Genomic DNA, 20299 nt, shown 5'->3' with positions numbered 1-20299 from the left:
TTGACTCCTTTTCTTTTTCTACCTTCATTCTACACGGTCCCAAGATAAACTACCATAGCCTTAGCTTTCATTTACGTGACAGTTTTGTAAGATTAATCAAAAATCAACTCCACTTCTTTGATACCGATTCGCACCTCTGTTCCCCGCCCCACTTTTGATTTTAGCTTTAGGGAATAGCCCAGCTCCGCAGCAATTTTCCGTGAGAGATAGAGCCCCAGACCCGAAGATTGCTGGGTTCTGCGGCCATTGAAACCTGAGAAACCACGCTCAAAGACCCGTTCCAAGTCACTCTCTGCAATCCCAATTCCCGTATCGCGAATGACTAAATCATCCCCATCCAAAACAATCGAAATGGTCCCCTCCTGACAATACTTGAGGGCATTGGATAAAATTTGCTCAATCAAGAGACCCAGCCAGCGTTTGTCGGTCTTTACTGTCCTATCCAGCAGTCCCAAGTCCAAGCTGGTATTGGCCTGGATAAAAAAGAGGGAATACTTTCTTACTAGATTTCTGACCAGTTCATCCAAATTGACTGATTCGATAACCAAATCATCATGAAAGGACTGTAAACGGAGATAGTTCAAAACCAGACCTGTGTATTGCTCAATCTTGAAGAGTTCAGATTCCAGTTGGTGCCGGACTGGACTACTATCTACTTCCTTGACCAAGAGCTGACTGGCTGCAATAGGTGTTTTCATCTGGTGGGCCCAGAGGGTGTAGTAGTCGTCTAATTCTGTCTGTTCCTGTCTCTGTTTTTCTAGGATTTTCTTGTTCTGAACTTCTAGCCACTCCACTTTTTCCTGCAAACAACGTTCACTGGCTGTCCCAGTAGCCACTTTCTGACCACGCCAGATTTTTCTAAAGCGGGAAAATTCCCTGACAAAATCCCAGAGAAGGGCGAGAATCCAACAAATACTGAGGAGGAGGATGGCATAGAAAATCAGGTTTCTTTTGATGTCAAAGAGGCTACTATAAGCCAGAATAGCCACAGCAAAAATGGCGTAGGCTATCAGAAAAATCAAGCGATGACCAAGCCATGATGTCAAAAATCCTGGTACTAATGAGCCAAAATCATCCTTATTCATGTGTCCACACCAGGCCGTAGCCTACTCCTTTCTTGGTCGCAATCACATCTGGCAGACCCAGTTCTGCCAATTTCTTACGCAGGCGAGCGATGTTAACCGACAGGGTATTGTCATCCACAAAAATATCACTGTTCCAGAGTTCTCTCATCAGCTCCTCACGGCTGACCACTTCCTTGCCATGTTCAAAAAGCACCCGTAAAATCTGAAATTCATTTCGCGTCAGCTCTTCCACAACCTGTCCATAGGACACCTGCATGGTCTTTAAGTCTAGAGAAATCTCCTCAAACCAGAGTAAACTTTGTTCACCAACAAAGTCATAGGTTCTTCTGAGAAGCCCCTGTATTTTGGCCAGGAGAACCGTCATTTCAAAGGGCTTGGTCACATAGTCATCCGCCCCCATATTGATCGCCATAACAATATCCATTGGCTGGTCATGGGAAGATAGAAACATAATGGGCACACGGGATGTCTTGCGAATTTCCTGACACCAGTAATAGCCATTGAAAAAAGGCAGGCCAATATCCAGTAAAATCAAATGGGGCTGAAACTCTTCCATCTGTTCCAAAACCATCTGAAAATCCTTGACTTCTTGCACCTGGTAACCCCAGTTTATCAAGTTTTTAGCAACTAGTTGGCTAATCGTTTTATCGTCCTCGATAAGAAGAATTTTCTGCATAACTATCTCCTTTCATATCCCTACTATTTATTATAGCTTACATTGGAACAAATTTGAGTATTTTTATACATTTACACAAGAAGTAGACTATAAAACCAGGTCATCAGTAGTGCAGATTTGTCATTCCCCACATATTTCGTTATACTAGATAAAAAAGGAAAGGACTGCTATGCCGAATTTATTAACCTATATTGAAGAAACTCAATACGATAATTTTTATGATAAACCTATCAATAAGCTAGATATTCTGGCTCTGACCGAACTTTCCTACCTCCCTTTTGATAATCTGGTCCCCTACTCTTTTACAGAAAATGGTGTACGACTTGATCGGTTGGCAGCGGCCTTTGAAGAGACCTACAAAAATAATTTCCCTCCCTTTTCTATGGTGACCAAAAACCGCCTAGCCTTACTTGGACTTCTAGCCAAATCCAAACGCTTCAAATTTATCAAGGCATTTGGCTTCGTTGACGATTATCAGTTGGAACAGGAAAAGCAGTTTTCAGCTATCAGCTATCGCATTGACCGAAAAACAATTGTGACTTGCTTCAGAGGAACAGACGACACCATTATCGGTTGGAAGGAAGATTTCCACATGACCTATATGGATGAAATTCCTGCCCAACGTGCAGCGAGTGGCTACTTAGAAAAACTTATGATGCAGCAGATGGGCCATTTTTATCTGGCAGGTCATTCGAAAGGCGGAAATTTAGCCCTCTATGCTGCATGCCAGCAAGCTACAGACCAACAGGATAGAATCCTAGCTATCTATCCCTTTGATTCACCTGGCTTACACAAAAAACACTTGGAAGCACCTAGTTACCAAGCTATTCACCAACGGATTTTCCCTGTCATTCCCCAGAATTCAATTGTCGGTATGATGTTAGAAACACCAGAAAATGCTCAAATCGTTCAGAGTAATACCCTCGGCATTCTACAACACATCAGTTTTTCTTGGGAGGTTGACGGAAGCGACTTCAAACTAGCCCCTGCCCTGACCAGCGATAGCCTACAAACAGACCAAGCCTTAAAAACTTGGACAACTAGTTTAACAGACGATGAATTACGAGACTTCTTCGATTTGTTTTTCGGCATTTTCATCAAAGCAGGAATTGAACGTTTTAGCGACATCACGGTAAATCCCCTACAGAAATTACAGGAAATTGATCGACTGAGAAAAGAAGTAGCTCCAGAAGAAGCTGAAATGATGGACAAACTCATTCGGCTACTCTTTGACACTCGCTACCAAATTTGGAAGGACAATATTAGCACCTCCATTCCAAGCCCTGAAATCTCCCTGCCAGATTGGCGGAAATTGTTCCAAAGAACTACAGCTGAAAATAAAGAAAACTAGCTCAACCACTGAGCTAGTTTTCTTTATCGAATCTTCTTAAAAATTGGGATAGTTTTTCTAATCCTTTGATTAGAGTTTCTTGTTCACAGGCAAAACCTAGACGGACATAGCCGTCACGTTCAAATCGATTACCAGGAACTAGGAGAACACCGTATTCCTGCAAAAGTTGCAAGCAAAAATCTTCCATAGGCATATCTACTGCAATCTTGACAAAGCTGGTAGAAACAACCGCTGGACGGATATAGGAAACGAGGGGTTCATTCTCAATCCATTGGTCCAAAATTGCTAGATTTTCTTCTAAAATGCGCCGATTTCGTTCTAGAATTTCTTGATAATGAGCCAAAGCTAATTGAGCCACCAAATCGTCAAAGACACCTGCACAAATCATAGTGTAATCCCGATAATCTCTCAATATATCTGTCACTTCAAGATTGGCAGCCACCCAACCAATGCGAATACCTGGCAGGGAGTAGGTCTTGGATAAGCTATTTACAGCAATTCCTTTATCATAGACTTCTATAATAGATGGCACATCCAGCTCAGAAAAGGAACGATAGACTTCATCCGATAGAATGTAAGCTCCAACTTCACCAGCAATTTCCGCCAATTCTTCCAAATAAGTCCTATCCATGACAGCACCAGTTGGATTATTGGCATTGTTGATGCAAATCATCTTAGTATTAGGACGAATGAGCTGACGTAGTTTTTCCAAGTCTGGCAACCAGCCATTTTCCTCCTCAATCTGCCACAAATCCACTTCTGCTCCCAAGGACTTTGGAATATCGTAGAGTTGTTGGTAGGTCGGATAAAGGGAAATGACATGATCTCCTGGCTCAATCAAACTATAAAGAACTAACAAGTTGGCCCCTGTTGCCCCGTTGGTCTGGAGAATTTGTTCTGGCTTGACGCCTGTATAGAGTTGACTAACCGATTTTTTAAATGCTGGCGAACCTTCTATCCAGCCATAGTTGAGCTTGGTGCCCTGCAATTTCTCATAAAAATCCTCAGGATTAGTGCCCGACAAGGCAAACAATTCCTCCAAAGTCAATGAAGAAATGGACACCCCTGCTATATCATAAATCGCGCTATTTTCATGGACATTCAGCCATTCCTCAACGCCAAAACGTGGTAATTTCATTAAACTTCCTACTTTTATTTATTCTGCCCTTATTGTACCATATCCTTTCAAAAAATGTATAAATATGCAATATAGCAAGTAAAGAATGTTGCTATTATAAAAAGGCAGACAATCTCAACCGAGCTCGCCTGCTTTACTTTTCCATTAAAACTTCCCTAAATTGGTCAAGTCTTTTTTATCTGGCATGACTTCCTTGTTGTCCCAGTGCTCGACAATCTTTCCGTCTTTGAGGCGGTAGATGTCAAAGTGGGCGTAGTCCTGACCTGCAATCCAGACTTTCGAATAAGCCACGACGTAGTCACCCTGTCCCATCACCTTAAAGACAAAGTCGTAGTTGACTTGATTCTCTACCAGATAGCCCTTGTAGGCCGCACCGCCTTGGGCTATGTCTTGGTTATGCTGAATCAGATCAGCTGACACATAGTCCTCGAACTTGTCGATTTCTCCATTTTGAAGGACATCTACCAAGAAACGACGGACGATTTTCTTGTTGTCCTCAGTCTTATCTAGGTCTGTCAGCTCAAAGTCTGCGTAAATCGGGTCTGTTTCACCAATGTTTTTTGGATAGGCATCAATAACATCCCAATGCTCGACAATACGACCATTTTCATCCGAACGAAAGATGTCCGCCGTCACCCACTCAGCCTCACCGTCATTGAGTTTCTGGTGGACATGGACAAAGACAAAATTCCCGTCTTCAATGGCACGCACAATGGTGATTTCCCGCTTGGGATTGCGTTTGAAAAAGTCCTCAAAGAAAGCCGCAAAGCCCTCTTTCTCATCAGGCACACCCGTACTGTGCTGGGTGTAACTGGCACCCATATAGTTTTCATGAACTTCCTTGATTTCCCCGTCCCGAATGCCACGAAGGTAAAGATTTTTAGCGTTATCTAGTTGATGTGACATGATGTTCTCCTATTTTAACAATCCTTCTTGTTCCAAATATTCCCTCGCCACTTGCTCTGCCGACTTGCCTTCCACATCAACCGCATAGTTCATCCGCATCATCTCCTCGGTCGAGATTTTGCCTGCCAAGACTCCTAGGACTTGCTCCAACTCAGGGTATTTCTCTAGGGTTTCTTTGGACAATAGCGGAGCGGCCTGGTAGGGGGGGAAGAGCTGTTTGTCGTCTTCTAGGACTTTCAATTTGTAAGTGACTACCTTGCTGTCTGTAGAATATGCTTCGATAATCTGCACATTACCACTCTTAATAGCTTCATAACGAAGGGCTGGCTCCATGGTCTTGACATTGAGTTGGAGATTGTATAGATTTTTTAGACCGATATTACCATCTTCGCGATCATTAAACTCTAAAGAGAAGCCTGCGACAGCTGTCTGTTGCACTTTTGCCAAATCCGAAATCTTTTCAATGCCATTTTTCTGAGCATAGTCTTCTGTCACTGCCAAGGCAAAGGTATTTTGGAAGGCCATTGGTGCTAGATACATTAGACCATCCTGCTCCAGAATCGCTTCTTTAGCGTAAGTATAAACCTCCTCAGGATTCGTTGATAAATCCGTTGGTGAATTTTTCAAAAGAGTACTTGTAATGGTCCCTGTGTACTCAGGATAAATATCAATCGATCCTGATTTGAGTGCTTCATACAGGAAGCTAGTCTTTCCGAAATTAGGTTTTATCTCCACCTTGATGTCTGTCTGGTCCTCAATCAGCAACTTATACATATTGATGAGAATTTCAGGTTCTGCACCAAGCTTCCCTGCAATGACCAACTGCTTTGTGGAAAAATTAAGCATGGGAACATAACTAGCTCCAACAGTAAATAAAGTCACCAATAGAGCCAACAAAATTGTCTTGGGTTTCTTGTCCTGCAACAGACGAATGCCGTAACCGAAAAGTACTGCAAGGACAGCCGACGATACCGCACCAATCAAAATCAAGGCTGAATCATTGCGGTCAATTCCAAGTAGAATAAAGGAGCCCAGGCCCCCAGCCCCCACCAAGGCCGCCAGAGTCGCCGTTCCGATAATCATAATGGAAGCTGTCCGAATCCCTGACATCAAAATAGGCATGGCAAGAGCTAACTTAAATTTTTTCAACTTCTCCCATTTATTCATGCCAAAAGCGGTTGCTGCTTCTTCCAGAGAAGGGTCGATTTCTCCAAGGCCTGTCAATGTCCCCTGCAAGATAGGAAAGATAGCATAAATAACGAGTGCTACTACTGCTGGCAAGGTTCCAATTCCCATAAAAGGAATGAAAAGACCAAGCAAAGCAAGGGATGGAATAGTTTGGAAGATACCTGTTATTTGCAGACTCCACTCAGTCAAGCGTTTTTTACTAGATAGAATCAGTCCCAAAGGTACTGCAATTGCAATCGCAATAATCAAAGCTAGAAGGGAGATGCGAAGGTGTTCAAAAAGAGCGATTCCCCACTCATCCTTTCGTTCTATAAAGGTTTCAAATAGGTTCATTACATACCTCCTCGAGCTCTGATAAATTCCTTGACAAAATCATTGGCAGGATGATTCCTCAATTCATCAGGACTTCCTAATTGCACAACTTGTCCATCTTGCATGAGACAGATGCGATCCGCCAATTTAACCGCCTCATCCATATCATGAGTAACGAAAACCGTTGTCATCTTGAATTCCTCATGTAACTCCTTAATCAAGTCCTGCAACTGAGCCTTACTGATTGGATCTAGAGCTGAGAAAGGTTCGTCCATGAGCAGAACCTTTGGATTTGCAATGATGGCCCGCAAAATCCCGATCCGCTGTTTTTCTCCTCCAGACAAGTCCTTGGGCAAACGATTCAGATAGCTGTCTGGTTCCAAGCCAACCTTGGTCAAGAGCTCTCTCGTCCTCGTCAAGGTTTCTTCCTTGTTCAAGCCCTTCATCTCAGGAATAAGAGCAATATTTTCAGCTACCGTCATATTTGGAAAAAGGGCTATCTGCTGAAGGACATAACCTGTCTCCAAACGTAATTCACGCAGATCGAAATCCTTAAGTCGCTTACCTTGAAAAAAAACCTCTCCCTCGGTCTGCTCAATTAGACGGTTAATCAATTTCAACGTAGTGGTCTTTCCACTACCACTCGGTCCAATTAAGACAAAGAACTCCCCTTCTTGAATATCAAAGGTCAAATTTTTCAAGATTGGTCCGCTAACCTTACAGGTCAGGGATACATTTTGATAATCAATCATCATTTTCTCCTTTTAAAATAGCCATGAGACTCTGACTGTAGCGCTGAATTAATCCTAGCATAAGCTCCTGTTCCTCCTGACTGAGTTGAGACAGCGCCTTATTTTCTGCCTCCTCTAAGGGGTCCAAAATGCGACTAGCAAATTGCTGCCCCTCCTCTGTCAATTTAATTTTCTTATGTCGCTTATCTGCTGGATTCTCCTCTAAAACTACCAGGCCTCCATCCAAAAATTTCTTTACAGTAGCATTGACAACTTGTTTGCTTGAATAGGTCTTCTTACTGACCCAGTTTTGTGTCACACCTCCGGGATTATAATAAATCCACATGAGAATGGATAAGCATTTTGCATTGAGCCCATGCCGGCGAGCGTAGCCCTCATAGAGCCCGACTTGCTGGTCAAACATACGAGCATAATCCTTACTTCTTTTCCTAACTTCTGTCATCGTCACCCTCCCTATTAAGCACAATCACCTTACCAAAAGCCTCTGACCCCTCCAAATAGCGATGCGCTTCTTGTATAGTATCTAGACTGAACACCTTCTCAGGCCCAACTGGCACCTGATAACGAGCTATGTAGTCAAACATCTCCTGTAACTTGTCCTGATTGACATGGCCCGAATAAAAAGTAGTCAAGTAAACATTCTTTCGCAACTGCTCAATGGGATCAAAGTCCTCCAGATACCACTTGCCACCTAGCTGCCCCGTTGAACAGACAATGCCGTCCTCTTCTAGATGAACCAGCGAATCCGACAGGGTAGCAGGCCCGACCAACTCAAAAATCTTGCTAAAGGTCAGGTCCGTCTGCAAACGCCCGTCTTTTTCAAGGATGACTTGGCTAAAACCAGAGGCAAGCAGCTGATCCGTCTTTTCTAACTTGCGGACAGAAGCGTAGATAGGAAGGTCTGGAAATTGGCTCCGCACCAATTTGACAAAGGCCTGTCCAACCCCGCTAGCCCCCGCACGCACCAAGATCCGATCTGCCGCTTCCAGCTTGAGATTTTTCATGGAGCCGTAGGCAGTGTAGTAGGTTTCAGGGACGCTAGCTAGTTCCACCCAGTCCAAATCAGTCTGAACAGGGTAGAGAGTTTGATTGGGTACCAGAGTATATTCTGCATAGCCACCGTCAAAAGCACGCCCCAGCTCGCCCATGATGGACACAACTCTTTGCCCAACTGGCAACCTAGTCGGTTCCGTCGTTTCCTCGACCACTCCGACCAATTCAATCCCTAAAATTCTCGGAAAGACAACACTTGGTGACAAGCCTTGTCTGGTAAAAATCTCCGAATGGTTGATACCAAACCCTTTGATTTTTACCAAGGACCAGCCTGTTTTGACCTGTGGCTTTGCTACTTCTCGTACCTCCAAAACCTCTGGACCACCTGCTTTTGAAACTACAACAGCTTTCATAAACTGTCCTCCTTCATCGAATTAGTCAAAGTTTTTTACCATTTTATCAAAAAAAGAAAATTAGTCAATCACTTTGACTAATGTTTTAGTAATTTTTGATAGTTTTCTTTATCCTCATCTTTGAAAACATTAAAAATTACCTTGATTTCTGGATGTTCTTTGATAAAATTCCGCACAGTTCTGACCGCAATCTCCGCAGCCAACTGGTTGGGAAAACGAAACTCGCCTGTACTGATGCAGCAAAAGGCTATGCTGGTCAGCCCATTTGCAACAGCCACTTCCAAACTTTTTTGATAAGAGGAGGCGAGCAGTGCCTCATCTTGAGGACTAACCTCCGCCTGAATAATCGGCCCAACCGTATGAATGACATAGTTGGCTGGCAGATTGTAGGCTGGCGTTATCTTTTCCTGACCCGTTGCTTCCAAGTGCCCTTGAACCTTCATAAGTTGATAACAAGCCAGCCGTAGTTGAAGACCCGCCTGCGAATGAATGGCATTGTCAATACAGCGATGATGCGGCACAAAGCAACCCAAGAGCTGACTGTTGGCTGCGTTGACAATAGCATCTACCTGCAAGCTAGTAATGTCCCCCTGCCAGATATAAATCTGCGGCTCCACCTCCTGCAAATCGGATAGACCAGTCAAATTTTTCTGAGACAACTTTTCCTGTAAATAGGCATCTTGCAAGGTCCAAAACTCTGCTGGCAGGACCTTGGGCTCCCAAAGATTCATCAAGGCGCGCAAGGCCCATTCTTGCTCGTCCTCTGTCTGAGGCAGGTCCAAGTCAGGTGCCAGATAGTGAATCAATTTTTCTAGTTTTTCCATGCTCTTATCACCTCCTGCATATCTTGGTGAAAGGTCAGAATCCCTTCACGCTCTGGGTCTTCTAGATTGACCCGAATCAGACTGGCATTTGGCAAAATCTGATTCAAGCGTTCAAAGGGAAACTTGATAATGGTCGGCGTATTGTAGCCCACGCCCAGCTCCAAAAAGACAATGTTCTTGTCAGCATTGCCCTGCAAAAAATCCAGATAAGCCTTTTCTTGCCTATGCCAATTAGCATCTTCAACAAAACGGTGGTCAATTCTTAAGCGGTTCATCATATCCGCCCCACACTTGGGACACTTTGGAATATCTTCACTTCTGACCTCCAAGCCCTGACGATTGGCAAGCAGAGTTTCCAAGGCCGCTTGATTGGTATAAACACCGTCATGACAGGGAACTGAACATTGAAACTCACCGTAATTTCCCTGGACTTCAAAGATTTTCTCTCTTTCAAAACCCGCTTTTTCAAACTGACTATCCACATTGGTCGTGATGACAAAGTAATTCTTGTCCGCCACCAGCTCATACAAATCCTGATAGAGTGGCAAACTGCCTGTCTGGTAACGATTGAGATAGAGGTGCTGGCTCCAGTAGCCCCACTTTTTCTCCTTGGTCGCAAAGGGATAAAAGCCAGCAGAATACATATCTGTCAGCCCATATTCCTTGATAAAAGGTGCAAAATGTTCCTCAAAACGTTGACCTGAATAGGTCAAACCTGCCGCACTGGACAAACCCGCACCTGCACCAATCACGATTGCATCTGCTTCTGCGATTAATTTTTTAGCTTGAGTTATTTTTCTATCTTCTGTCATTTTAGTCCTCTTTCTATAGTCTTTCCTTGCTTTTTTCCAGCTCTGCCCTTATACTAACACTATCAGTTTCTTTTGGAAAGTATGCACCTTAAAGTAGGGTAGTTACCTCAAGGTAAGAAATGTCTACTTTCAAGGAAAATTAGACTAAAGTTTTTTGAAAAAATTTTTGGAGGAAGCCATGACCAGTAAAAAATTACCCCAAACTCTACCAGCCTGTCCTGTCGAAACGACCTTGCTGTTGATTGGCAGCAAGTGGAATATTCTCATCCTACGCGACCTCATGGACGGCACCAAACGCTTTGGAGAGTTGCAACGTTCCATTGGCTCCATTAGTCAAAAAGTCCTGACCAGCAACCTGCGGGACCTCGAAGCTAAGGGCGTGGTGGACCGCAAGGTCTATCCAGAAGTACCACCCCGTGTGGAATACTCTCTGACCGAACTCGGACACTCCTTAAAACCAATCCTGGATTCCATGTCTGACTGGGGAGAATGGTACCAAGAACAACAAAACTAGCCTAGAACATTCTAAGCTAGTTTCTTTTTATCCTTCACTTGTTTCTGAGGCAGTTTCGCTTGCTACTTCTGAAACTGTTTCTGATACAGGTTCGATGATGACATCATCAATTGTAAGCTCAATATCTTCAGACACAACTACAGCATCCTCAATATCTTCTTCTGTCAAATCCACTGTCGGAGCTTTAGCAGTTTTTGCCTTGATAGCTTCCAAAATGTCAGCCGTTGACAAGTTTTGTTCCGCAATTTTTTCCTTGATTTGCTCAAAGGTTTCCAAGGATTTTTCCTTACCAGACTTGACCAAATCTTCTACTGTCAATTCACCAGTTTCAAGTTGAGTTTTTACTTCGGTAAATCGTTCAGTCGCTTGTTTACCCAAGTCCTGTGCCTTAGTGACAAAATCAGCATTGATTTCTTCATGGTTTTCTTTATAGTCATTAGCAAAGTTTACAACTTTTTCTTTGACTGTTTTACCAGTTTTACTTGCTAGAAAGGCAGCTGCAGCAGCTCCTCCTGCTGCCCCTAACAAAAGGCTAGTCCACACGCTACTAGATTTTTTTACCATTTTTTTCTCCTTTCTTACCTAAGAGAGATGAGAGAGTTGATAGAGCAGAAAGAGCTCCGCCGGCTTTTACAGTACTTGCTCCAGCAGACTTAGCTTTGACTGTCAAATCACGCGCTGAAGCATTCAAATCTGATACAGAAGTTGACAAGTCAGCTACCGCTACAAAAAGAGGATCAAGAGTCGAAACCTTACCATTTACATCTTCGACTAAGACATTGGTTTTAGCCAAAAGCTCGTTGGTCTGATAGAGAGTCACATTGACATCGCTGGTCAAGACCTTAAGCGTTTGCTGGGCTTCATCTGTCACCGTACCCAATTTTTTCAACAACAAAACAATATATACTGCCACCGCCGCGATGGACAAGGCAATAATCAAGACAGAAATTTCAATAATCATATCTTCTCCTTTAGGGTTGATAGAATGGAATAGAAGACTTTCTTCTCCGCAACACAACCATGATAATACCAACGAGGATTAACACCCCAGATAGCCATTGTGAAATACGTATTCCCAAGAACATGAGGCTGTCCGTCCGCAAGCCTTCTATCAAAAGGCGACCACAACCATACCAGACTAGGTAGAAAGCTGTAATTTCTCCCTGTTTAAGGAATTTTGGCCGTCTACGTAACACACAAACCAAGCCAAAGCCTAGCAAATTCCAGAGAGACTCAAACAAGAAGGTTGGTTGACGGTAGGCACCATCAATATACATCTGGTCTCGGATAAAGGCTGGCAGGTAGTTCAAACTTTCTACTGCTTTACCATAGGCCTCTTGGTTAAAGAAATTTCCCCAACGACCGATGGCCTGAGCAATCATGACCGATGGCGCTACAATATCCAAAAAATCCAGGGTATTAATAAAGCGATACTGGGTAAAGAAATAAAGGACGATTGCACCTGTAATCAAACCACCATAGATGGCAATACCACCGTTCCAGATAGCGAAGATAGATAAAATGTTATCCTTATATTCACTCCATGAAAAGGCTACATAGTAAATCCGTGCCCCTATGATAGAAAGCGGAAATGCGATTAGAATAAAATCTAAAATATCATCCTGACGGATTTTCTTTCGTGGTCCCTCTTTTGTCGCCAGATAAACACCTAGAATCAGACCAAGCAAAATGCAGATTGCATACCAACGAATTTCTAAGGGACCTAATTTAATCGCAATAGGATCCATATTAAGCCTCTTCTCTATTGTGTTCAATTAGATTTGACAAGCGTTCTTCGAAGATCTTCGTTGCATCAAACCCCATCTGTTTGGCACGGTAGTTCATGGCTGCAGCTTCAATTACGACAGAAATATTTCGACCGGTTTTTACAGGAATACGTATTTGTGGAATAGCAATTCCTGCTATTTCGATAGTATCGCCAGAATTTCCCAAACGGTCAAATACCTTACCTGTTTCAAAATTTTCAAGATAGACAGCTAATTGCACTTCTGATGAATCTTTCACGGCACTAGCACCGTATAGACTCATGATGTCGATAATGCCGACTCCTCGAATCTCTAATAAGTGGCGCAGAATTTCCGCAGGTTCACCCCAGAGAGTAACATCGTCTTTTGCATATACATCAACACGGTCATCAGCCACCAATCGGTGTCCTCGTTTAACCAACTCAAGACCAGTCTCACTCTTACCGATACCAGAATCGCCCTGGATAAGCACACCCATACCGTAAATGTCCATCAAGACACCGTGTACACTCGTCCGCTGAGCCAGGCGACTATCCAAGTAAGAAGACAATTCTCCCGATAGACGACTGGTTGCTGTCTTGCTTCGACAGATAGCAATTTGTTTTTCTTTTGCAGCCTTGTACATCTCCTCAGGGATTTCCAAGCCACGTGCCACTATGACAACAGGGGTTTCTGGCTGGAACATCTGAGAAAGAACCTGATAGCGGTTATGGGCAGTCATGGCCATCAAATAAGACCACTCCTTCATCCCTATCAACTGGATGCGCTCTGGAGCATAGTAATCAAAATAGCCAGTCATTTCCAATCCTGGTCGGGTAATATCTGCCGTCGTAATTTGCTTTTGCAGGAGCTCTTCCGTACTGTAAGCGCATTCAATCCGCAGATTATCGACCAAATCTTTCACATAAACGGTCATTTCTTCCCTCACTTTCAGTTTTATTATATTATACCATAAGCTAGGGGTTGGGGGAAAAACAAGGGGCTGATTTGGTAAAAAGAATGAGTTTCTTTCTTTTTCTCACAAAATTAGCAAAACTTCCACAGATTAAATGCACTTCTCTTCCTTCGCTACATATTTTTAACAAATCTGTTATACTTTATATAGATCAATACTTACTACTAAGGAGAAAATCATGGAACCATTGTTTCTCACACCTGTTATGCACGAAAAAATTTGGGGGGGCAATCGCTTAAGGACCAACTACCACTACGACATTCCTAGTGATAAGACTGGTGAATGCTGGGCTATTTCTGCCCATCCAAATGGCGTAACAACTGTCTCAAACGGTCAATATAAAGGAAGAGGACTGGATGACCTCTATAAGAATGAAAAACATTTATTTGGCAATCCAACAGATGATGTCTTTCCATTATTAACAAAAATCCTTGATGCAGACGATTGGCTTAGCGTCCAAGTCCATCCCGATGATAGCTATGGCTTGGCTCACGAAGGCGAACTGGGCAAGACAGAATGTTGGTACATTTTGGAAGCCGAAGATGGAGCTGAGATCATTTATGGTCACAATGCCCAATCCAAAGAAGAACTCCGTCAGCAAATCGAAGCCGGAGATTGGGACAAGCTGTTGACCCATGTACCCGTCAAAAAAGGTGATTTCTTCTTTGTACCAAGCGGCACCATGCACGCCATCGGTAAGGGAATCCTGATTTTAGAAACTCAACAATCCAGTGATACAACCTACCGTGTCTATGACTTTGACCGCCGTGACGATGCAGGCAACCTCCGTGAACTACACATTGAGAAATCGATTGATGTACTGAGCATCGGACCTGTTGCTAACTCCACACCTGCCCACCTCAAAGCGGGCAATCTTGACTCGACACTTCTGGTTGCTAATCCCTTCTTTACCGTATATAAATGGAATATCCAACAAGAAATTAAAATGGAACAGACAGTTCCTTACCTGCTTGTCAGTGTCATTGAAGGGGAAGGTGCCATCCAAGTCGGTGAAACCAGCTACCCACTTCAAAAAGGAAGCCACTTTATCTTACCAGCCGATGTGACAGACTGGACATTTACAGGACAAATGGACATCATCGCAAGCCACACAAACTAATACTCTTCGAAAATCAAAATTATCCGTTGTCAACTTGCCTTGATGAACTCAAGTTCTATCTTCGACTTCGTTTCCTAGGCTACTTTTGATTTTCATTGAGTATAAGCATACAAAAAACTTGAGCCTTTAAACTCAAGTTTTTTTGCATTATTCAAACCAAGACTTATTTATCTTTTCCGCTTCTTTTATCTTACGTGGACCTGTTCCATAGCGTTCCGCGTCCCTATCTTCCTTATAAGGTAAAAAATAAGCTGCTGCAATATAGAGAGCAATCAGAAGGAGGAAGGATTTGCCTAAGAGGAGGCCTGCAATAAATATAGCGCGTGTTACCCAGGATTCCCAGCCCAATTTATGCGCTATGCCGGCAAGAACCCCAGATACTATCTTCCCCTGCCTTACTTTATATAATTCAATTGACATCTTTTATTCCTTTCACGTAAAATCCCCCTTGACCTGTTTGTACCTTCAAGAAAAGTAAATCATTGCCAGATTTTTCAAACTGATAGGGACTATTTTTCTTTTTCCGGTTAACCAAGACATGACCTGATTGCGACTCAATCTGCCCCCGAATTCCCTGGCCTTTGCCAGTTTGTAAAGTCAAGGGAGCCTGAGCTAGTTGCACATACAAGTGTTGGGGATAACCACCGCAAGTCGTCAAGCGAATATCCTGTTGTTTTTTATCCCTTGAACTGCGGATAGAAATATCTTCAAATGGTAAGTAATCCAAGCGAGCATCTGCTTGACCAAGTTCTACATCTAGTACTGACATCCATTCCTGAGGTAAGTTGATTGTCAAACGACAGGCCAAACTACTGTGAAAATAAAGCCCCTTTTTTTCAACATAAAGACGAGGAAGCTTATCTTCTGGTGCATCTTGATTGTAGCAAATCTCCACACTAATCTGATTATTTTTTGACTTAGCCAAAGTTAGACGTCCCTCAGATAATTTTAAAAAGAGTGATTCAATCCCTTCAAAACTATAGGATTGTTTCAATTTGGAGGAAGCAAAGACCTTAAAACTTGGCAAGGTAAAATTCAATTTTACTTTTTCTTCCACAAAAAGAAAGTCTGGTTCTTGATTCATTTCCTTAAAACAGGCACGCGCCTCTTCCTTGGTCAAGACACCTTTTTCATATAACTCAATTAAGCGTTCTTCTCTCTTTTGCGTCATAGACTCACCTCAATTCTACTCTAGTATATCACATTTCTCCACAAAAAAATCAGCCCGAAGACTGATTCTCTATTCTTTCAAAGTAAGTTTGCCCCTACACTTCCCACATCGGTATTTTTTTAGGTCAATGCGGCGCTTGCGCTGGTAGACTTGTCCACAGGACTGACAGGTATACAGCAGGCTAGGCTTGGCAGTTTGTTCCAGTTTGGGAGCATAGCGCAGGCCGTCCACCGCAGCCAGCAGTTCTTTGAAGTCCCTATCTCCGTGCCGATAGCCTTTCTTCTCAAAGTAAAGATGGTAATGGCAGAGCTCGTGGCGGACAATCTTCCGAAAGATTTCTAAGCCTTGCTCCTCCAAATGCTTGGGGTTAAAATCCAAATGCCCATCTCTTGGAAAAAAGCGACCACCTGTTGACCGCAGTCGCCTGTTCCAGATTGCTACATGCCGAAATTCCTTACCGAAGTCTTGCAAGGAGACTTCTTGCACATACTTATTCAGATCCATTTGGTTTCAAAAGGCTAAGGCCGATACGGTTGCGTTTGATGTCCACTTCAACCACCCAGACAGTAACGATTTCCCCAACAGCGAGGACTTCGCTAGGATGAGGTAAGGCTTGTTGGCGTCCATTCTTATCTCGTTTGCGTTTAACCATGCGTGAAATGTGGACCAAGCCATCTTCATGGACACCGATGTCCACAAAGGCTCCAAAGTCCACAATATTTCGGACTGTACCTTGCAATTCCTGTCCGACTACCAGGTCCTTAACATCCAAGACATCTTGACGGAGGACTGGTGCTTCAAAGTCATCCCGCAAATCACGACCTGGTTTGAGCAAGTCTGCAATGATGTCCTTCAAGGTTTCCTGACCAACACCTATTTTTTCAGCCGTATCTGCAATAGCCACCTGCTTCAATTTTTCCTGCGCAGCTTCATCTAAGTGGTCAATAGCTAGAAGTTCTAACAGGTTTTCCACAGCCTTGTAAGACTCGGGGTGCACGCCAGTATTGTCCAAAAAGTTAGTCGCATCTGGAATCCGCAAGAAACCAGCTGCCTGCTCAAAGGCCTTGTCACCCAGACGAGGCACCTTTTTGAGCTGCAGGCGAGAGGTCAGGGCTCCATTTTCCTCGCGGTACTTGACGATATTCTCCGAAATGGTCTTATTGAGACCAGCCACGTGAGCCAAAAGGGCAGGACTTGCCGTATTGACATTGACCCCGACCTGGTTGACCACCGTATCGACTACAAAGTCCAGACTTTCAGACAGAGATTTCTGGTTAACATCGTGCTGGTACTGGCCGACACCGATAGACTTGGGATCGATTTTGACCAGCTCTGCCAGAGGGTCTTGCAGACGGCGGGCGATGGAAATGGCAGAGCGTTTTTCCACAGGGAGGTCTGGGAACTCATATCGAGCCAGTTCAGAAGCTGAGTAGACAGAAGCTCCGCTTTCATTGACGATGACATAAGAAACTTCTGGGAAATCCTTGAGCAAATCAGTGACGAAAGCCTCCGATTCACGGCTGGCCGTTCCATTTCCGATAGCAATAATTTCCACTTGGTATTGCCCAATCAAGTCTGCCAAGTCTTTCTTGGCCTGAGCAATTTGGCGCTGACCAGCCGGCTCAACTGGATAGATGACCTGGGTTGTCAAGAGTTTTCCCGTCTGGTCTACAACCGCCAACTTAGCACCTGTCCGAAAGGCAGGGTCAAAACCAAGAACAACCTTGCCTTTGAGGGGAGATACAAGGAGTAGATTTCGTAGGTTTTTAGAGAAGAGCTGGATAGCTCCTTCTTCTGCTTCTTCCGTCAATTCTGTTCGAATACGACGCTCCATAGCAGGCAAAATTTTCTTCTTGATGGCCTGCTGAATGACATCCTTAATGTAGCTATTAGACTGTGGAAAACGCAGTTCGAAGAAACGGACCATCTTATCCACATTGTGTTCAAAAGTAACCTTGAGAACGCCTAATTTCTCTCCACGATTGATGGCCAGGGTCTTATAACCCTGCATTTTTACCACTTTCTCAGAAAAATCATAGTAAATCTGAAAGACTTCTTTCTCGTCTGCTTCTTGATCTTTTAGCTCTGAAGTAAGGCTTGAATTGGTCTGTACTTCATGGTAGACCCAGGCCCGCAGTTTATTGTCTTCTGAGATAGCTTCGACCAAAATATCCACAGCCCCAGCCAAACAAGCCTGAGCAGGGTCAAAACCCTCGCAGATAAAAGCAGCAGCCTGTTCTTCCAAGTTAGCCACATTCTGCAAAATTAGACGAGCCAGCGGGAACAGCCCAGCCTCACGCGCCACCGTTGCCTTGGTCCGACGTTTTTCCTTATAAGGCAGGTAGAGTTCTTCCACATCTGCCAACTTTTCCGCTTCCTCGATAGCCTGACGGAGCTGGTCTGTCAATTTACCTTGTTCTTCAATCTTGGCAAGAACGGTAGCCTTACGTTCAGCAAGAGCAGTCAAGGCCTTATCCCGATCGATGATGGACTTGATGACCACCTCGTCCAAGTTCCCCGTCACATCCTTCCGATAACGAGCGATAAAGGGAATAGTGTTGCCTTCAGCCGTCAAAGACAGGACAGTATCAATCTGTTTTAAACTAACGCCCAATTCCTGAGCAATTTTCAAATATTTTTCTTCCATAGCTACTATTATAGCATGAAAGCGGTACAAGTGACTCAATAGAAAAAGCACGTAGATAAACTACATGCTCTCAATAGCTAATTAAAATTCAGCCTGATCCGGATCAAGTCGACCTTTCACTCCTTCTAGTTTATCCAACTTTGCAACTGCTGTCGGACTAATAACCAAGCCATCAATTTCCAAATTCGCCTTAATATTTTCTGGACTAGTTGATTTCGGGAGAGGGAGAAAGCCTTTATCTAAAGACCAAGCCAATGCTAACTGGGCAACACTACAACCAGCTTCTTTAGCCAAATCAGCTGCTTCTTGGCTTTGGAAAAGGCTTCCTGTACCAAATGGGCTATAGGCTTCCAAGAGAATGCCTTTGGCTTTGCAGTAAGCAACTAATTCTGACTGAGGAGTACCTGGAGCTAACATAATCTGATTAGCCATCGGGATAATCTCAGCCGTTTCCAGCAAAGCTTCTAGATGGTGTTCCATAAAGTTAGAAACTCCAATTACTTTCACTTTTCCAGCACGATAGAGCTCTTCTAATGCCTTCCAAACCTGGGCATTCCGTTTTTTCCATCCAATCGTCTCACGACTAGCCTTTGGATTTGGCCAATGGATCAGCAATAAATCCAGATAATCCACCTGAAGTTTTTGCATGGATTCTTCTACTGAAGCAAGGGTATCTTCATAGCCAATCTTATCATTCCAAACCTTAGTTGTTAAAAAAATGTCCTCACGAGCTAGACCACTATCAGCTATAGCCCGACCAACACTAGCTTCATTGCCATAAATTTGAGCAGTATCAATATGGCGATAACCAGCTTCCAATGCATAAGAAACCGCACCGTACGCTACTTCACCATCAGGTATCTGCCAAGTTCCAAAACCAATTTTAGGAACAGTTACACCATTTGAAAACGTATATCTTGTCATAAAAGACCTCCTATTTCTTCTATCCCCAGTATAAACTAAATTGTCAATCAATACAAAATAATGCGACCTAAAAATAAAAGACACCCGAAAGTGTCTGCTCACATTTATTGTATACTTACTTTTCAAAATTTATTTTCTTGGATAGTTTATCGATAACAACAGCTCCAACTAATAGAGAAAGCAATTCTCCTGCTGCTGTTGTCAACCAAGTTAGAAAGAATGGCAAATCATATAAGACTTTTAATTCTAAAGCAATGGTAAACATAGTTGCCGCAAAAAAGAATGAGAAATAAAAGAAAGCCTTGTTAAATAATCCACCGAATAGATAGTCCTTCTTGTATTTTTCAAACAGAATAACTCCCAAGGTAACGAAGATTAATGTCGAGAATCCACCCACAAAGAGGTCAATCACGCCAAAACCAATCAAGTTGGAAATCATGCAGCCAATGGTCACAGCGATAATATACTTACGATTATAAAAAGCCAAGAAATTGAGCATTTCAGACAAACGGAACTGAACAGCCCCGAAGGAAATAGCATTCAATGGCGGCGTCAAGGTAAGAGCGACATAAATCGCCGCAACAAGAGCAATTTCTGCCATATCTCTGGCAGTCCATTTAGATGTATTCATAAAATTCTCCTTTAGCGAAAAAGCTTAAAATATGCTTGGGTAAAGTGAGCAAGCCCCAAGGGTCATTGAATTTGTCAACAACGTTGATTAGTATAGCATATTTTTCCTAAAAATGATAGAC

The 20299-nt window shown here is 43.3% G+C and carries 23 protein-coding genes and 1 riboswitch; of the genes, 3 read left to right on the top strand and 20 right to left on the bottom strand.

Features of this window, described 5'->3' with window-relative positions; genetic code table 11:
• Positions 1-92: 92 nt before the first annotated feature.
• Both GPW69_RS02830 and GPW69_RS02825 read right to left on the bottom strand, forming a co-directional pair.
• A complete protein-coding gene (locus tag GPW69_RS02830) occupies positions 93-1085 on the bottom strand; it encodes a sensor histidine kinase (RefSeq protein ID WP_074391528.1) in 993 nt (330 codons plus the stop codon).
• The gene (locus GPW69_RS02825) at positions 1078-1761 is read right to left on the bottom strand and encodes a response regulator transcription factor (RefSeq protein WP_002936735.1); all 684 of its coding nucleotides are present in this window, start codon (positions 1759-1761) and stop codon (positions 1078-1080) included. Before GPW69_RS02825 ends, GPW69_RS02830 begins: the two co-directional genes overlap by 8 nt.
• 169 nt (positions 1762-1930) lie before the next feature.
• On the opposite strand from GPW69_RS02825, the gene GPW69_RS02820 reads away from it, so the two are divergent.
• Positions 1931-3112, top strand: a complete 1182-nt coding sequence (locus tag GPW69_RS02820; RefSeq protein WP_074391529.1) for a DUF2974 domain-containing protein — start codon at positions 1931-1933, stop codon at positions 3110-3112.
• Positions 3113-3125: 13 nt separating this feature from the next.
• Here GPW69_RS02820 and GPW69_RS02815 read toward each other — a convergent pair whose 3' ends face one another.
• The 8 genes from GPW69_RS02815 to GPW69_RS02780 all read right to left on the bottom strand — a co-directional run bounded on the left by GPW69_RS02815 (position 3126) and on the right by GPW69_RS02780 (position 10450).
• Positions 3126-4250: an aminotransferase gene (locus GPW69_RS02815; protein WP_074391530.1), complete on the bottom strand. Its 1125-nt coding sequence runs from the start codon at positions 4248-4250 to the stop codon at positions 3126-3128.
• Between the two features lie 144 nt (positions 4251-4394).
• On the bottom strand, positions 4395-5156 hold the full coding sequence (locus GPW69_RS02810) for a nuclear transport factor 2 family protein (RefSeq protein WP_074391531.1): 762 nt from the start codon (positions 5154-5156) through the stop codon (positions 4395-4397).
• A 9-nt stretch (positions 5157-5165) separates the two neighbouring features.
• Complete coding sequence (locus GPW69_RS02805) at positions 5166-6677, bottom strand: ABC transporter permease/substrate-binding protein (protein WP_074391532.1); 1512 nt, start codon at positions 6675-6677, stop codon at positions 5166-5168.
• Entirely contained in the window at positions 6677-7408 is a 732-nt protein-coding gene (locus tag GPW69_RS02800; RefSeq protein ID WP_029171918.1) for an ABC transporter ATP-binding protein, read from the bottom strand. Before GPW69_RS02800 ends, GPW69_RS02805 begins: the two co-directional genes overlap by 1 nt.
• Positions 7401-7850: a MarR family winged helix-turn-helix transcriptional regulator gene (locus GPW69_RS02795; protein WP_024384984.1), complete on the bottom strand. Its 450-nt coding sequence runs from the start codon at positions 7848-7850 to the stop codon at positions 7401-7403. Before GPW69_RS02795 ends, GPW69_RS02800 begins: the two co-directional genes overlap by 8 nt.
• Positions 7837-8814: a zinc-binding dehydrogenase gene (locus tag GPW69_RS02790; protein ID WP_074391533.1), complete on the bottom strand. Its 978-nt coding sequence runs from the start codon at positions 8812-8814 to the stop codon at positions 7837-7839. The genes GPW69_RS02795 and GPW69_RS02790 overlap by 14 nt, the downstream gene beginning before the upstream one ends.
• A 77-nt stretch (positions 8815-8891) precedes the next feature.
• Complete coding sequence (locus tag GPW69_RS02785; RefSeq protein ID WP_024384986.1) at positions 8892-9638, bottom strand: protein-ADP-ribose hydrolase; 747 nt, start codon at positions 9636-9638, stop codon at positions 8892-8894.
• A complete protein-coding gene (locus tag GPW69_RS02780; RefSeq protein ID WP_024384987.1) occupies positions 9626-10450 on the bottom strand; it encodes an SIR2 family NAD-dependent protein deacylase in 825 nt (274 codons plus the stop codon). The genes GPW69_RS02785 and GPW69_RS02780 overlap by 13 nt, the downstream gene beginning before the upstream one ends.
• 178 nt (positions 10451-10628) lie before the next feature.
• Between GPW69_RS02780 and GPW69_RS02775 the strand changes: the two genes are divergently transcribed.
• A complete protein-coding gene (locus tag GPW69_RS02775; RefSeq protein ID WP_024384988.1) occupies positions 10629-10964 on the top strand; it encodes a winged helix-turn-helix transcriptional regulator in 336 nt (111 codons plus the stop codon).
• Positions 10965-10991: 27 nt separating this feature from the next.
• Here the strand turns inward: GPW69_RS02775 and GPW69_RS02770 are convergent, their stop codons facing one another.
• From GPW69_RS02770 to hprK, 4 genes are read right to left on the bottom strand one after another with little or no spacing between them, the layout of a single operon-like run.
• Positions 10992-11528 carry a YtxH domain-containing protein gene (locus GPW69_RS02770; RefSeq protein WP_024384989.1) on the bottom strand — a complete coding sequence of 179 codons (537 nt, stop codon included), beginning with the start codon at positions 11526-11528 and terminating at the stop codon, positions 10992-10994.
• Entirely contained in the window at positions 11512-11922 is a 411-nt protein-coding gene (locus GPW69_RS02765) for a DUF948 domain-containing protein (RefSeq protein WP_024376744.1), read from the bottom strand. Before GPW69_RS02765 ends, GPW69_RS02770 begins: the two co-directional genes overlap by 17 nt.
• Before the next feature lie 13 nt (positions 11923-11935).
• On the bottom strand, positions 11936-12712 hold the full coding sequence (gene lgt / locus GPW69_RS02760; protein ID WP_024384990.1) for a prolipoprotein diacylglyceryl transferase: 777 nt from the start codon (positions 12710-12712) through the stop codon (positions 11936-11938).
• Between the two features lies 1 nt (position 12713).
• Entirely contained in the window at positions 12714-13646 is a 933-nt protein-coding gene (gene hprK / locus GPW69_RS02755; protein ID WP_004194807.1) for an HPr(Ser) kinase/phosphatase, read from the bottom strand.
• Between the two features lie 217 nt (positions 13647-13863).
• On the opposite strand from hprK, the gene manA reads away from it, so the two are divergent.
• Positions 13864-14805, top strand: coding sequence for a mannose-6-phosphate isomerase, class I (manA, locus tag GPW69_RS02750; RefSeq protein WP_074391535.1), 942 nt, complete (start codon positions 13864-13866; stop codon positions 14803-14805).
• A gap of 147 nt (positions 14806-14952) precedes the next feature.
• On the opposite strand, the gene GPW69_RS02745 is transcribed toward manA, so the two are convergent.
• From GPW69_RS02745 to GPW69_RS02720, 6 genes are all read right to left on the bottom strand, one after another.
• Positions 14953-15225, bottom strand: coding sequence for a PspC domain-containing protein (locus GPW69_RS02745; RefSeq protein ID WP_002936774.1), 273 nt, complete (start codon positions 15223-15225; stop codon positions 14953-14955).
• Positions 15215-15976: a hypothetical protein gene (locus GPW69_RS02740; RefSeq protein ID WP_024384992.1), complete on the bottom strand. Its 762-nt coding sequence runs from the start codon at positions 15974-15976 to the stop codon at positions 15215-15217. The genes GPW69_RS02745 and GPW69_RS02740 overlap by 11 nt, the downstream gene beginning before the upstream one ends.
• A gap of 69 nt (positions 15977-16045) precedes the next feature.
• Positions 16046-16480 carry a SprT family protein gene (locus tag GPW69_RS02735; RefSeq protein WP_024384993.1) on the bottom strand — a complete coding sequence of 145 codons (435 nt, stop codon included), beginning with the start codon at positions 16478-16480 and terminating at the stop codon, positions 16046-16048.
• Positions 16467-18623 carry a Tex family protein gene (locus GPW69_RS02730; protein WP_074391536.1) on the bottom strand — a complete coding sequence of 719 codons (2157 nt, stop codon included), beginning with the start codon at positions 18621-18623 and terminating at the stop codon, positions 16467-16469. Before GPW69_RS02730 ends, GPW69_RS02735 begins: the two co-directional genes overlap by 14 nt.
• Before the next feature lie 81 nt (positions 18624-18704).
• A complete protein-coding gene (locus GPW69_RS02725) occupies positions 18705-19547 on the bottom strand; it encodes an aldo/keto reductase (RefSeq protein ID WP_074391537.1) in 843 nt (280 codons plus the stop codon).
• Positions 19548-19662: 115 nt separating this feature from the next.
• Entirely contained in the window at positions 19663-20178 is a 516-nt protein-coding gene (locus tag GPW69_RS02720) for a QueT transporter family protein (protein ID WP_012027540.1), read from the bottom strand.
• A riboswitch (PreQ1 riboswitch) is annotated at positions 20176-20278 on the bottom strand. It overlaps the preceding gene by 3 nt.
• Positions 20279-20299: the final 21 nt, after the last annotated feature.

Source organism: Streptococcus suis, from assembly GCF_902702775.1.
GTDB lineage: Bacteria > Bacillota > Bacilli > Lactobacillales > Streptococcaceae > Streptococcus > Streptococcus hashimotonensis.
This window is presented reverse-complemented; position numbering and strand designations above follow the sequence as displayed.